Here is an 11,579-nt window from a genome sequence, read left to right on the forward strand (position 1 = left end):
CATAGGTAACATGTTTTACCCGTCCAAGTCATTACTGCTTATTCACGACTGCCTATTCACGACTGCTTATTCACGGAAGTGGCCGCGCGGCATGATGTTGACGGATTCATGCAGTTCCGACCACACCAGCACCACCTCGCCGCTATTGAGCTGGCGGCGCACATCGTCGACTTTCTGTGTGAGCGATCGTTCCTGTTCGCCATAGTCGGTGCCTTCACGCAGCACGAAGGATTCAATCAGGTTATCGAGCGTTTCACGATCGAGGTCTTTCCACGGAATAATCATCATTTCTCCAGCCAGGTGTTAAGCCACTGAGGGATGCGTTGTTCCAGCCACAGAGTCGGTTTACGCAGGGTGCCGCCAACGAAGCCAACATGTCCACCGTATTGCGTCAGCTGGTACTCGACGCAGGCGGGCAGTAATGCCGGGTCAGGGATCACCTCAGGGGTCATAAAAGGGTCATCTTTAGCGTGGATCACCAGTAAAGGTTTACGCACGCCGGGCAGCAGCGGCATGGCGCTGCAACGGCGATAATAGTCGCTGGCATCAGCAAAACCGTGTGCGCGAGCGGTAATCGCATCGTCAAAGTCGCGCAGCAGACGCAGCGATTTAAGCTGCGCCAGATCGATGGGGAGTGTTCCCGGCCACGCGCGGAGTTTGCGTTCGGCATTCTGTTTCAGTAGCCCCAGCAAATAACGCTGATAGACGCGTGAAAACCCCTGTTCAAGCCGCTGGCTGCAGGGTTCCAGCATGAGCGGGGCAGACACCACCACGCCAGCATCCAGCTGGCACGCTTCTCCCTGCTTGCCCATCAGGCAGGCCAGCATGTTGCCACCCAGCGAAATGCCCACCGCTGCGGTAGGTACCTGGCCCCATTCATCACGCAGCCATTGCAGAAAGTAGCTGGCATCCTCGGTTTCGCCCGAATGATAGATGCGGTTGAGCCGGTTCGGTACGCCACTGCAACCGCGAAAATGCATCACGACGCCAAGCCAGCCGCGATCTTTCCACGCCTGCAGCAGGCCATGCGCATAAGGGCTGTGAAAACTGCCCTCCAGTCCGTGGAACAGGACCACTCGGGGTTTATCACGTGCACCAGCCGGGTCTTCACTCCAGGCAAGATCAACAAAATCGCTGTCCGGTAACGTCAGGCGCTGCCAGTGCGGTTTCAGGGTAATACGGCGACGCAGCAGGCGCGGCAAAAGGGTTTGCAGATGCGGATTGCTGGTGCCTGGTAGTGGGCGAAAAGCGTTATCCGTCAGGGGACTAAAATTTATCGGGTAAGAGCTTGTAGGATCCATAGCACGCTGTTAGCTTCGTCAGGTTGTTAATTTTTCAGAGGGGTGGGGAGCACCCGTTCTATGGAACTGAGTCTGTTTTTATCAATGTTGGGTTTTCTGTGGGTCGCGGCGATTACGCCAGGCCCTAATAATATGTTACTCACCGCCTCAGGTGCTAACTTTGGTTTTCTGCGCTCTCTGATGTTACTGATCGGCATTATGATCGGGATGCAGGTGATGCTGCTGATGGTGGCCTTTGGCGTGGGCGGATTGATTCTGCTTTATCCTTCCCTTCATCTGTTCCTCAAGGTAGCAGGTAGTGTCTATCTGCTCTGGCTGGCGTGGAAAATCGGCAGTGCGGAATACGAAAAGCTGGAAACGGGCACTGCACCCGCAGCACCAATGCCGTTCTGGCAGGGCGGCCTGTTGCAGCTGATTAACCCGAAAGCCTGGCTAATGGCACTGGGTGCCGTGGCCAGCTTCAGCCTGGCCGGTGAAGCCTACAAAAACTCGGTGATTGCCATCAGTATCGGCATGGCGCTGGTCAATCTGGTGTCCGGGGTGATCTGGTTAGGTTTCGGCACGCTGATTGGTCGCATTCTGCGTAGTCGCCGGGCCTGGACTATTTTCAATGTGTTTATGGGGTTACTCACGGCGGCCTGCGTGCTGTTGATCTGGCATTAATACCGCGGGCGAGGCGTGCCTCGCCCCTACAGTGTTCCCCCTCCCTGCGGCGTGCCTCGCCCCTGGGGTATTCTCCATTTCCCGTAGGGGCCGGGCATGCCCGGCCCGGTTACTGCTTAAACCCATCGGTTTTCAGCAGACTGTTCAGCACGGTCAGGTCGGTCTCGAACGCCAGCGTGTCGTTTTCCAGCAGGCGCAAATGCTGCTGGGCGAAGGCGGAGTTCAGTGCTTGTAACGCTTTCAAACACTGCTGTTCCACTTCCTGCGTCTTGCCGTGTGTGCTGAGTTGGCCGGAGAGTAACAGGCCGCGTTTCACTACCGTTGTGACCTGCGTCAGGTAGCGGTCGAGAAACGCCCTGCCTGGCTGTACGTCATTAGGATCTTCCTGCATACATTCCAGAATACGTTCGCAGTAGCTTATTACCCCATTCAGTTCGCTTTGCAATAATTCAGGCAGCGCAGGCTGCTGCTTCAATTTGTGCAGTTCGAGCCAGTACACGGCGAAGGGGCGCTGAACGGTCGTCAGGCTCGATTTTTCCTCCGGCGCTGGTGGCTCCGGGGTTTGTTCTTCATACTCCTGCGCTTCTTTCTCTCCCGGTGCCCACACCGACTCATCGGCTTGTGGTCTGGGGGGAAAGCGAGGCGTTGTCTCCTCGGTTTCCACCTCTTCCGCTTCATCAAGACCGCGGCTAAACATATTCAGTCGTGAAGGAATCGCTTTACCGCTTTGCTTCAAGGCAGTGCGGGCCGACTTCTTTTCAATCCAGATAGCCAGGAACAGAATGGCAGCCAGCAGGTAAAAGAAGTTCGCGTGCCAGACGTCGAAATAGGTCTCGAAGTACACCATTCCACCCAGCATCAGCAAACCAATTAGCAAGGTGGTGAATGATTTGAAGTGCATAAAAACAGCCAGAAAATAACCTAAGACAGCCATCCAGTAGGGGGCGGCAATAAGGTCACCATACGACAGCCATAAAATGCCGGTGGGCAGGCTCCAGTAAAAGCAGCGGCGGCGGTACATATACAGATGCAGCAACATTCCGGCGCTGGGCCAAACCATAAAGATCGTGCCACCTTCCAGCTTCGGGTCGGCAGCCAGTTGTCTGACATATTCGGCAGACCAGTTATTGTTGCGGGCAAAGTCGATGAACCAGACAGAAATCGCCAGTACGACAAAGTGGAAGAAGAGTTTCGCCACTTTGGAATTTTTATAGAACCTGCTTAGCCCGTTATCCCCCGCGTTAATCTCATTATCTGGCGCATAAACGCGGTTAAATTCAGCCATATTCATCAGTTAAACGACCTTCATCTTGGGAGATTTTCCGCTATTGATGGCCGCCAGGCGCTGTTTCATCTCCTGCTCCATTCCCACCAGTTCCTGCTCAACGTCCAGACGGCGGGAGCGGGCATCAGAGGCAATGGTCAGCGTATCTTCCAGAGTCGTCAGCAGACGTGACTGCACATCGCGCAGCGTTTCGATATCGACCACTGAGCGTTCGACCTGCGTGGCGGTTTCGACGCTGCCGCTCTGCAACAGCTCGGCGTTGCGCTTCAGCATCTGATTGGTGGTATCGGCCACCTCTTTTTGCAGGGCAGCAGCCTGACGCTGAGAATGCAGGGAGATCGCCAGCACCATCTGACTTTTCCAAATAGGAATGGTCGAGAGAATGCTGCTCTGGATCTTTTCAGCCAGCGACTGGCTGTTGCTCTGCATCAGACGAACTTGTGGCGCGGTCTGAATAGCAATGGTACGCGACAGCAACAGGTCGTGCAGGCGGCGTTCAAAGCGCTGCACCGCTTCCAGCAGGTCACGCACGCGCTGAGCATCCATCGCATCACCGCTGTTTTGCGCTGTATTTTGTGCTTCAGCCAGCATCCCCCCTTCGATCTGTTGCAGCTTCTGTTTGCCCGCAATGATATGCAGGCTGATCTGCTGGAAGAATTCACGGTTACGCTGGAACAGCTGTTCAAGGGTGGCGATATTACGCAGCAGGCCGACCTGTGCCTGCTGTAACTTTTCGGTCAGGGTATCAACCTGCTGGGTCAGCGTCTGATACTCCAGCAGCGTGCGCTCCAGGCGGTTGAACAGTTTGCCGACTACCGGGATTGAGGCCAGCCAGCTTTTCTTTTGCCCCAGCACGCCGGGGTCGATGCCTTTTACCTTCATCAGCAGATCGGTGATCTGCTGGCCGATCTCACCGGCATCTTTCGCCCGCACTTCGCTCATCAGCATTTCGGAAAAGCGCGAAATACTGTTCATGGTATTGGCCCCATACGCAATCGCCATCAGCGGATCGTTAATGTCGATCTGCGCCATCAGGTCGGTAACCTGCTGCTGCTCGGCATCGGTTAATGGCGTCCTGGTGAGAGACGTTTCAGTCAGTTCTGCGCTGAGTGGATGTTCCGTCATGCTATTTATCCTTGTGCAAAAGTGGGGGAATCATCAAGCGGGCTAAGGTATCAGGAAATCCGGCGTATAAAAATACCGTGTAACCTGGGTAATGTGCGGCGTGTAAACCCAGTTTATTCTGAAAAGGCGCTTAACTAAGGCATTTGCCATGTTTTGGCAAACCAATCCACAATTTCTCCTAAGCAACTTTTGATATAAAAAAGAATTTTTAATTACTTTATTACGATAGTCGCGCCCGGTTACAAAGGAGGTGTTCACCAATAACAATAATCTCTGGAGCGGGCTATGGCGGGTAAATTCACACTTTCAATTCTGACAGCGGCATTGTCACTGACAGCACTCAGCGTTCAGGCGGTGGATGTCACCATCGCTTATCAGACATCAGCGGAACCGGCCAAAGTCGCTCAGGCTGATGGCACCTTTGCCAAAGAGAGCGGGGCGAAAGTCGACTGGCGTAAATTCGACAGCGGCTCCAGCGTGATCCGCGCACTGGCTTCCGGCGACGTGCAGATCGGGAATATCGGTTCCAGCCCGCTGGCGGTCGCCGCCAGTCAAAAATTGCCTATCGAAGTGTTCCTGCTGGCTTCCCAGCTGGGTAACTCCGAAGCGCTGGTGGTGAAAAAAGACATTAAAAGCCCGAAAGATCTGATCGGCAAGCGCATCGCCGTGCCGTTTATTTCGACCACGCATTACAGCCTGCTGGCTTCGCTGAAGCACTGGGGCATTAAGCCGGGCCAGGTCCAGATTATTAACCTGCAACCTCCGGCCATACTTGCGGCCTGGCAGCGTGGTGACATTGATGGCGCTTACGTCTGGGCACCCGCAGTGAATCAGCTGGAGAAAGACGGCAAGGTCCTGACCGATTCGGCTCAGGTCGGCAAATGGGGTTCGCCAACGCTGGATGTGTGGGTGGTGCGTAAAGACTTCGCTCAGCAGCATCCTGAAGTGGTGACCGCCTTTGCCCGCAGCGCGCTGGACGCGCAAAAAGCCTACCTCGATAACCCGCAGCAGTGGCTCAAGCAGGAAGATAATCTGACCAAGCTGTCGCGCTTTAGCGGCGTGCCAAATACCGACGTTCCGGTGCTGGTGGAAGGGAATACCTATCTGACCGCGAAACAGCAGGTAGAGCAGCTTAACGGCCCGGTTAACAAGGCGATTGTGGATACGGCCCAGTTCCTGAAAGAGCAGGGCAAAGTGCCGGAAATCGCGACGGATTACAGCAGCTATGTCACCGATCGCTTTGTGAAACCTCTCGCACAATAACAGGAGCCAGAATCATGCTGTCAGTCTCTCATCTTCGCGCCAGCTATGCAGGACAGCTGGCATTACAGGATATTAACCTGTCGATCGGCAATGGAGAGCTGGTGGTGGTTCTGGGGCCATCGGGCTGTGGCAAGACGACATTGCTGAACCTGATTGCCGGATTTATTCCGACAGACGGTGGCAGCATTACGCTGGATGGCCAGCCGGTGACCGGGCCGGGTGCCGACCGGGGCGTGGTGTTTCAGCATGAAGGATTGCTGCCGTGGCGCAATGTGCTGGATAACGTGGCATTCGGCTTGCAGCTGGCGGGGGTGGAAAAAAATGCCCGCCGGGCAGTGGCACGTCAGATGCTGAAAAAAGTCGGGCTGGAGGGCGCTGAAAAGCGCTTTATCTGGCAGCTTTCAGGCGGTATGCGTCAGCGCGTCGGTATTGCCCGCGCGCTGGCGGCCGATCCGCGTCTGCTGCTGCTGGATGAACCCTTTGGCGCGCTTGATGCCTTTACCCGCGAGCAGATGCAGGAGCTGTTGCTGACGCTATGGCGCGACAGTGGCAAGCAGATCCTGCTGATTACGCATGATATTGAAGAAGCCGTGTTCCTTGCCAGCGAACTGATCCTGCTGTCACCAGGGCCGGGTCGCATTGTCGAACGCTTGTCGCTCGACTTTGGCCGCCGCTATGCCGCAGGGGAAGCCTGCCGCGCGATTAAGTCCGATCCTGCCTTTATTGAACGCCGTGAATACGTACTCGGCCGGGTGTTTCAGCAGCGCGAGGTCTTTGCATGAGCTCACTGATTAACGAAAAAAGCACAGTGCGCCGTGTGAAATGGCGCTGGCCGCTGTCGCATCAGCTGACGCTCAGCCTCGGGACGCTGCTGGTATTGCTGGCCGTGTGGTGGGGCGTGACCGCCTTACAATTGATTGCACCGCTGTTTCTGCCGCCGCCGCAGAAGGTATTACACCAGCTACTGACCATCGCCAGTCCGGCTGGATTTATGGATGCCACGCTGTGGCAGCATCTGGGCGCCAGCCTGACACGCATTGTGATAGCACTGCTGGCTGCGACGCTGATTGGCGTGCCGGTGGGCATTTTTATGGGACTGAATGATACCGTACGCGGCATTCTCGACCCGCTGATTGAGCTGTACCGCCCGGTGCCGCCGCTGGCTTATCTGCCACTGATGGTGATCTGGTTTGGTATTGGCGAAACCTCAAAAATTCTACTGATCTACCTGGCGATCTTCGCGCCGATAGCGATGTCGGCGGTGGCCGGGGTGAAAAGTGCCCAGCCGGTCCGCCTGCGTGCCGCGCGCTCACTCGGTGCCAGCCGCTGGCAGGTGCTGTGGCATGTGGTGCTGCCCGGTGCGCTGCCGGAGATCCTGACCGGTATTCGTATTGGTCTTGGCGTCGGCTGGTCGACGCTGGTGGCCGCTGAACTGATCGCCGCCACGCGCGGACTGGGTTTTATGGTGCAGTCGGCAGGCGAGTTTCTTGCCACCGATGTGGTGCTGGCCGGTATTTCGGTGATCGCCCTGATAGCCTTTGCGCTGGAGCTGGGGCTACGAGCCTTGCAGCGCCGCCTTACCCCCTGGCATGGAGTACAACAATGAACGAACGTATTAAAATTCAGTCGCTTGGCCCTTACATTGGTGCCCAGGTCAGCGATGTCGATTTGACCCGCCCGTTAAGCGATGCTCAGTTTGAGCAGCTTTATCATGCACTGATCCGCCATCAGGTACTGTTCCTGCGTGACCAGCCGTTAACCCCGCAGCAGCATCGTCAGCTGGCGGCACGTTTTGGCGACCTGCATATTCACCCGGTTTATCCGCATGCGCCGGACGTGGAGGAGATTATCGTGCTGGATACCCATGACGATAACCCGCCGGATAACGACAACTGGCATACCGATGTCACGTTTATTGAAACCCCGCCAGCCGGGGCGATCCTCGCGGCGAAGCAGTTGCCCGAAACCGGGGGCGATACGTTGTGGACCAGCGGGATTGCTGCGTATAACGCGCTGTCTGAACCGTTGCAGGTGCTGCTGGGCGGGTTACAGGCCGAGCATGATTTCCGCAAAGCCTTCCAGGAATACAAATATCGCGGCAGTGAGGAAGAACACCAGCGCTGGCATCAGGCGGTGGCGAAGAATCCGCCGGTGTTACATCCGGTGATCCGCACCCATCCGGTCAGCGGTAAAAAGGCATTATTCGTAAATGAGGGCTTTACCACACGCATTATCGGGCTGACTGAGAAGGAGAGTGACGCGCTGCTACGCTTCCTGTTTGCCCATGTCACCAAACCTGATTTTCAGGTGCGCTGGCGCTGGCAGGTGGGCGATGTGGCGATCTGGGATAACCGCGTGACGCAGCATTATGCCAATGCGGATTATTTACCGGCACGCCGCATCATGCATCGCGCCACTATTCTCGGAGATAAACCTTTTTAAAATGGTTGTACCGGGCTGCGACTGCGTTACTGCGTCTCTTCGCGATGCTCACATACTTCAGTATGCTCCGCTCGCTCAGTTCCTGGCGCCTTGTCTCGCTCCGGTACAATCATTTTAGTTGTTTCTTTTAGCTATCGATCATCAGGTTGCGAGAGAAGTTATGGACATCCGCACCCGGCTTAAGGCGATAGAGTTTGGCCTTGCGTGCGCCGGTCGCCACGCTTTCGCCGGTTTCTTCAAACATCTCTGAGGCGTCAAAGCGGCGGATCAGGCTTTTACGCTGCACCGGACGGTCGAGGATCGTTTCGGTCACCTCCTGCAACTGGGTAAGGGTGAAGGCGGCAGGCAGGCAGTAGACCGGCAGCATCGAATAGAGCGTTTTTTGCTGCAGTCGTTGCAGGGCTTCGGCAATAATTTCCTGATGGTCAAAGGCGATATCGCTGCGCTGTGCCAGTCCGGTTACGGGTTGCCACTGCACATCACTCACATCGTCACTCTCTGCCCGGCAGTTCTCTGCGGCGATCAGCGCATACCAGGCGGTGGTCAGGCTCCAGCCACGGGGATCGCGATGCGGCCCTGAAAAGGTTGCCAGCTGTTCCAGCCACGGGGGATTGACCGTGGTTTTCTCACGCAGTTTGCGCAGCGCCGTGGCGCGCGTGGAGTCATCCTGCTGCATATCAATAAACCCTCCCGGTAGCCCCCACCAGCCACGCTGCGGATGATTCGCGCGTTGCACCAGTAACACGCACAGCTGTTCCTGCCACAGGGTAAACAGCACGCTGTCGACGGTGACAATCGGCGCGGCATAGCGTGAGGCGTCGTACTGTGCCAGGTACTCTTCTTCTGATGACATCATAGGGTTCCTACGGGAAGTGTCGCTGGGACACACTACCAGCCCCGGCGTCATGATTCAATGATAACGCCTTCCTGATGAAATTTATTAAGTTAAATATCATAGTGTTAACTCACTTTTTTAGCGTGAGGTTATTTTTTGCTTGTTAATTAGTGTCTCTTGGACAATTATATAAATGTCCTTGAGACATTAATTGGTAAAAAGGAGTCTGCGATGATGAAACTGCAATTAACACTAGAGGGTCAGGAGCTGGCGCTGGAAAACGGCCGTTTTCCTGACGGAGCCGTCTGGGGGCGCGTGCTGTCGCCGCTGGATCCGCGGGCCACAAACCTGACGCTGCGTGCCAGCGCCATGCAGACTCTGGATGACCTGATGCTGGTTGCACAGCTACTGGAGGCGGTACGCCAGCGCTGCCTGCTGCGCCAGGTGACCCTTGAGCTGCCGTGGCTGCCTTATGCCCGCCAGGACCGCACCATGCGTGACGGTGACAGCTTTGCGCTGAAGGTGTTTGCCGGGTTTCTTAATCAGCTGCGCTTTGACCGCGTGGTGGTGCTTGACCCGCACAGCGATGTGGCCGCAGGCGTTGTTGACCGTCTGGTGGCGATCCCACAGCATCGCGCTCTGATCCACAGCCCGGCGCTGCGGGCCGAACTGGCGCAGGGCATGATGCTGGTGGCACCGGATGCGGGCGCGTTGAAGAAGGTGCATGCGCTGGCGCAGCAGGTGAACGCCGTGGAGTACGGCATTCTGGGCAAACACCGTGATATTGCCAGCGGCGCACTGAGCGGATTCGAACTGCTGAAAGGCGATGTGAAGGGCCGGGATGTGCTGATTGCTGACGACCTGTGTGACGCCGGGGGCACCTTTATCGGTTCAGCCTCGGTGTTACGTGCCGCCGGGGCGCGTTCGGTCAGCCTGTATGTGACGCACGGTCTGTTCAGTAAAGGTGTGGACCACCTGCTGAGCCAGGGCATTGACCGCATCTGGACCACCACTTCACTGGCCGGGGCTGAACTGGCGCAGGAACGTGTAGAACTGATTGATATCGACACCATTTACCGCAGTGAAGGAGCATTCCATGCAAATTAATCCGATTCTGGCTATCGACGGCTACAAAACCTCACACCGCGAACAGTACCCGCAGGGAACGAACCGCGTGTACTCCAACTTTACCCCGCGCGGTAACCGTTATTTCCACTCGCCGCTGGCGGATGATTCGCTGGTGTTTTTCGGCCTGCAGGGTTTTTTACAGTGGTTTATGGTCGATTTGTTTAATGACAAATTCTTTGCCCAGCCGGAAGAGCAGGTGGTGGGCGAGTATCAGCAACTGATGGACAGCTACCTGGGTAAAAATAGCGTCAGCGTGGATCATATCCGCGCACTGCATCGCCTGGGCTATTTGCCGCTGGCGATCAAAAGCCTGGATGAGGGCAGCAAAGTGCCGATGAAAATTCCGGTGCTGACCATCACCAATACCGTGGATGAATTTTTCTGGCTGGTTAATTACCTTGAAAGCGTGATGTCGGCAGAGCTGTGGAAGTCCTCCACCAATGCCACCGTGGCGCACCACTATCGCCAGATCTGCCAGCAGTGGGCAGCACGGACCTGCGACGATATGGCACATGTCGATTTTCAGTGTCATGACTTCTCATTCCGCGGCATGTCCGGCCTGCATGATGCCGCCCAGTCCGGGGTTGGCCACTTGCTGAGCTTTACCGGTACTGACAGCCTGCCGTCGATCCTTTATGCGCAGCAGTATTACCGCCCGGCAGAAGGGACGTTTATTGCCGGGAGCATTCCCGCCACTGAGCACAGCGTGATGTGCATGGGGGAAGAGCAGGGCGAGATCGCCACCTTCCGTCGTCTGCTGACAGAGCTGTATCCGGCCGGGTTTGTGTCGGTGGTATCGGATACCTGGGACTACTGGAAGGTGCTGACCGAATACAGCCGTGAGTTAAAACCCGAGATCATGGCGCGTGAAGGCCGTCTGGTGTTCCGCCCTGACAGCGGTGACCCGGTAGAAATACTGTGCGGCAGCGGCGACGATGCCGACCGCGACCCGGCACGCAGTGCGCAGCAGAAAGGATCGGTGGAAGTGTTATGGGAGATCTTTGGCGGCACGATCAATGCGAAGGGCTATAAGGTGTTCGACCCGCATGTTGGCCTGATCTACGGTGACTCCATTACCCTGGAACGTGCCAATCTGATCCTGAGCCGTCTGGAGGCCAAAGGCTTTGCCAGCAGCAATGTGGTGTTCGGCGTCGGCTCTTACACCTATCAATACAACACGCGTGATACCTTCGGTTTCGCGATGAAAGCGACCTATGGCGAAGTGAACGGCGAGGGTCGTGAGATCTTCAAACAGCCGAAAACGGACAACGGTATGAAAAACTCAGCGCGCGGCTTACTGCGGGTGGAGAGAGATGCACAGGGTGAACTTAAACTGAAGGATGGTCAGAGCTGGCAGCAGGAGCAGGGCGGAGAGCTGAAAATTCGTTTCCTGAATGGCGAACTGTATAACCGTGAGGATCTGACTACGCTGCGCCAGCGGCTGGCGGCGGAGTAACGTGATGCGGGTCGGGCATGCCCGACCCCTACAGATGTATCATCCCGGGAAATCAGTTTCGTAGGGGCGTGGCATGCTGCG

At 56.3% G+C, this 11,579-nt stretch carries 12 protein-coding genes; 7 read left to right on the forward strand and 5 right to left on the reverse strand.

Annotation, left to right across the window (positions count from 1 at the left end):
- Positions 1-66: 66 nt before the first annotated feature.
- Positions 67-285 (reverse strand): YheU family protein, encoded by a 219-nt coding sequence (locus ACFL9S_RS01480; protein ID WP_405259949.1) that lies wholly within the window; start codon positions 283-285, stop codon positions 67-69.
- Positions 285-1,301, reverse strand: coding sequence for a hydrolase (locus ACFL9S_RS01485; protein WP_405259914.1), 1,017 nt, complete (start codon positions 1,299-1,301; stop codon positions 285-287). The genes ACFL9S_RS01480 and ACFL9S_RS01485 overlap by 1 nt, the downstream gene beginning before the upstream one ends.
- A gap of 60 nt (positions 1,302-1,361) precedes the next feature.
- On the opposite strand from ACFL9S_RS01485, the gene ACFL9S_RS01490 reads away from it, so the two are divergent.
- On the forward strand, positions 1,362-1,964 hold the full coding sequence (locus ACFL9S_RS01490) for a LysE family translocator (RefSeq protein WP_405259915.1): 603 nt from the start codon (positions 1,362-1,364) through the stop codon (positions 1,962-1,964).
- A 109-nt stretch (positions 1,965-2,073) separates the two neighbouring features.
- On the opposite strand, the gene ACFL9S_RS01495 is transcribed toward ACFL9S_RS01490, so the two are convergent.
- Both ACFL9S_RS01495 and ACFL9S_RS01500 read right to left on the reverse strand, forming a co-directional pair.
- The gene (locus tag ACFL9S_RS01495; RefSeq protein ID WP_405259916.1) at positions 2,074-3,255 is read right to left on the reverse strand and encodes a 5-bromo-4-chloroindolyl phosphate hydrolysis family protein; all 1,182 of its coding nucleotides are present in this window, start codon (positions 3,253-3,255) and stop codon (positions 2,074-2,076) included.
- A 3-nt stretch (positions 3,256-3,258) separates the two neighbouring features.
- Complete coding sequence (locus ACFL9S_RS01500) at positions 3,259-4,374, reverse strand: toxic anion resistance protein (protein ID WP_405259918.1); 1,116 nt, start codon at positions 4,372-4,374, stop codon at positions 3,259-3,261.
- A 285-nt stretch (positions 4,375-4,659) separates the two neighbouring features.
- On the opposite strand from ACFL9S_RS01500, the gene tauA reads away from it, so the two are divergent.
- Genes tauA through tauD form a run of 4 tightly spaced genes read left to right on the forward strand, consistent with a single transcriptional unit; the run spans position 4,660 to position 8,079 of the window.
- A complete protein-coding gene (tauA, locus tag ACFL9S_RS01505) occupies positions 4,660-5,637 on the forward strand; it encodes a taurine ABC transporter substrate-binding protein (RefSeq protein WP_405259920.1) in 978 nt (325 codons plus the stop codon).
- Positions 5,638-5,651: 14 nt separating this feature from the next.
- Positions 5,652-6,419, forward strand: coding sequence for a taurine ABC transporter ATP-binding subunit (tauB, locus tag ACFL9S_RS01510; protein WP_405259922.1), 768 nt, complete (start codon positions 5,652-5,654; stop codon positions 6,417-6,419).
- Positions 6,416-7,243, forward strand: coding sequence for a taurine ABC transporter permease TauC (gene tauC, locus ACFL9S_RS01515; RefSeq protein WP_405259924.1), 828 nt, complete (start codon positions 6,416-6,418; stop codon positions 7,241-7,243). Before tauB ends, tauC begins: the two co-directional genes overlap by 4 nt.
- Positions 7,240-8,079: a taurine dioxygenase gene (gene tauD / locus ACFL9S_RS01520; protein ID WP_405259925.1), complete on the forward strand. Its 840-nt coding sequence runs from the start codon at positions 7,240-7,242 to the stop codon at positions 8,077-8,079. Before tauC ends, tauD begins: the two co-directional genes overlap by 4 nt.
- Before the next feature lie 127 nt (positions 8,080-8,206).
- On the opposite strand, the gene ACFL9S_RS01525 is transcribed toward tauD, so the two are convergent.
- Positions 8,207-8,932, reverse strand: a complete 726-nt coding sequence (locus ACFL9S_RS01525) for an NUDIX hydrolase (RefSeq protein ID WP_405259951.1) — start codon at positions 8,930-8,932, stop codon at positions 8,207-8,209.
- A gap of 213 nt (positions 8,933-9,145) precedes the next feature.
- On the opposite strand from ACFL9S_RS01525, the gene prs reads away from it, so the two are divergent.
- On the forward strand, positions 9,146-10,021 hold the full coding sequence (gene prs, locus ACFL9S_RS01530; protein WP_405259927.1) for a ribose-phosphate diphosphokinase: 876 nt from the start codon (positions 9,146-9,148) through the stop codon (positions 10,019-10,021).
- Positions 10,011-11,498, forward strand: a complete 1,488-nt coding sequence (locus ACFL9S_RS01535) for a nicotinate phosphoribosyltransferase (protein WP_405259929.1) — start codon at positions 10,011-10,013, stop codon at positions 11,496-11,498. Before prs ends, ACFL9S_RS01535 begins: the two co-directional genes overlap by 11 nt.
- The last annotated feature ends 81 nt before the right edge of the window (positions 11,499-11,579 follow it).

Origin of the sequence: Erwinia sp. AnSW2-5, assembly GCF_045107195.1 — a bacterium.
Classification (GTDB): domain Bacteria; phylum Pseudomonadota; class Gammaproteobacteria; order Enterobacterales; family Enterobacteriaceae; genus Erwinia.